The 2,323-nt window shown below is 37.6% G+C and carries 2 protein-coding genes and 1 pseudogene; all 3 read left to right on the top strand.

The features are described from left to right. Positions 1–963: ABC transporter substrate-binding protein (locus WBG45_RS16335; protein ID WP_424416141.1), on the top strand; the 963-nt coding region annotated here is incomplete at its 5' end. Positions 964–1,049: 86 nt separating this feature from the next. Further along, positions 1,050–1,967 carry a carbohydrate ABC transporter permease gene (locus WBG45_RS16330; RefSeq protein WP_424416142.1) on the top strand — a complete coding sequence of 306 codons (918 nt, stop codon included), beginning with the start codon at positions 1,050–1,052 and terminating at the stop codon, positions 1,965–1,967. Positions 1,968–2,003: 36 nt separating this feature from the next. Further along, a pseudogene (locus tag WBG45_RS16325) lies at positions 2,004–2,323 on the top strand (carbohydrate ABC transporter permease); the annotation flags it as partial.

The following is a 2,323-nucleotide window of genomic DNA, read 5'->3' as shown; positions in this document are numbered from 1 at the left end:
CCAGACGTATTTTACGTTATTCCAGACCAAATGCCACAATATGCAGATGCTGGAATGCTTTTAGAATTGACGCCTTACTTAGAAGATAACGACATGGATGATTTCGTTGAATCGGCTTTACTTTCTACAACTTGGAAAGATAAAGTATATGGTCTTCCAATTTTACAAGAAGCATATACCCTTCTTTATAATGTAGACGTTGTAAAAGCGATCGGCGAAGATCCAACAAAACTACCTGCAACTTGGGATGAGTTTGAAGAATGGGCAGCTAAAGCAAAAGCAAAAGATTTCTATGCAACAAGTTTCCAAGGCGGAGGTTCTATGAATGGAACGTTATATCCATTCTTATGGCAGGCCGGTGGGGAAGTATTAACTGAAGATGGTGAAGTATTGATTAACAATGAAGCTGGTGTTGAAGCTTTCGAATTCATAAACAATATGTATAAAAAAGGATGGGTTCCAAAAGATTCAATTACGGCTATGCACCATAATGAATTATGGGATGGCGGGAAAATGTTAGCTGTCACTGGTTCAGGAAATTCAGTCAGTGCGATGCTTGGGAAAGATACATTTGACTTTGTTATTGCTCCGCCATTAAAAAACAAAGAGCAATTAACGTACGGAACAACTGGTATGTTCGTAGCGCCTATCAATACGGATAACCCAGATGCATCGGCAGAATTTATTAAATTTATGACGAGTGCTGATAGTCAACGCAAGTTTAATACAGTTACTCAATATATCCCGACTCGTGAATCTGCTAAAGATATTTTTGGCGACAATGAATATTTAGCACAACTAGCAACTTATACACAATATGCTTTACCTGGTGTTATTCATCCAGAAGGTCGTACGATCATGCCTTTAATTCAGGCTGAACTACAAACAATGATGGAAGGTAAGAAAACACCAAAAGAAGCAGCGGATGCAGCTGCAGAAGCGATTAAAGCAAAAGTTCAGTAAAAGTATTAGAGAGTTTGATCTGAGTTAGATCAAACTCTCTCTTATTTCAATATACACAGCGAAGGGTGGTTACGGTGAGCAAAGCACTGACTACCAAGACAAGTAAACCGCCGCTTAGTATAAGGTTAAAAAAAGAGTGGAATCGTAATGCCATCGTTTATCTCGTATTAATCCCAGTTCTTATCCACTTCGCTGTTTTTCAAGTCTATCCATTTCTATTAAGCTTTTATTTAACGTTTATGGATTGGAAAATCATTGGTGATCCCGTATTTGTTGGTCTCGAAAATTGGAAGTATTTTCTCAGCGATTCGTTAGCGTGGAAAGCAATTTGGAATACCGTAAAATTCTCTCTATATTATATTGCTCCTACAATGGCGCTAGGTTTAATTCTCGCACTGATTATCAATTCAGGTGTTCGGGGAGCACGTTTCTTTAAAGGGGTATTCTTCCTACCTGTTGTCACTTCTTTTGTCATTATCGCAGGTATATGGGGTTGGTTATTTAGAGGGACAGAGGAAGGGATGATTAACTTTATCCTTAGCTTTATTGGAATTGAACCGCAATTATTCTTAGCGAATTCCAGTCAAGCATTGGCTGTTCTGGCCGGTTTAAGTGTATTCAAAGTTGCAGGAAGCACGATGATTTATTATTTTGCAGGGCTGCAATCGATTGACAAAAATTTGTATGAAGCAGCTCAGATGGATGGAGCTTCAACATTTCGGATTTTTTGGACCATTACGTTTCCTTTATTAAAGCCTATCCACTTTTATGTATTAATCACAACCACCATCGGTTCGTTTCAAATTTTCGACTCTGCCTACTTATTGACTGGTGGAGGCCCAAACTATGCTACAACGACGATTGTTTACTATTTATATCAACAAGGTTTTAATAGTCTCAACTTGAGCTATGCTGCTGTGTTATCGTACGTTTTATTCTTTATCATCCTCGCTATTTCTCTTGTACAAAGGAAGTATCTAGGGAAGGACTCGAATATTTATTAATGGGTGTATTTTTAAGAAAGGAGAACCTAGATTATTATGAAAAAACTAATCGCATATATCGCGTTATTCATATTAGGGTTTTGCTTCCTAATGCCATTTGTCATCATGATTATGGGGTCGTTTAAAGATATAGAATACGCGCAATTAGATCCTTTATTTTGGATACCTGAAAATCCATCAATCGCTAACTATCTATACATTATGAGAGATGGCTTATTCGTAAGATGGATATGGAACTCTGTAGTGATAACTATTATTCCTGTTTTCAGTCAAATGCTCTTTTGCGCAGTATTAGGCTACATTTTCGCGAAGAAGCAATTTGTTGGCCGTGAATTAATCTTTTGGATTTTCATGGG

The organism is Paenisporosarcina sp., assembly GCF_049671445.1.
Lineage (GTDB): Bacteria > Bacillota > Bacilli > Bacillales_A > Planococcaceae > Paenisporosarcina.
The sequence above is the reverse complement of the archived record's forward strand: the minus strand, read 5'-3'. Positions and strand labels throughout refer to the sequence as shown.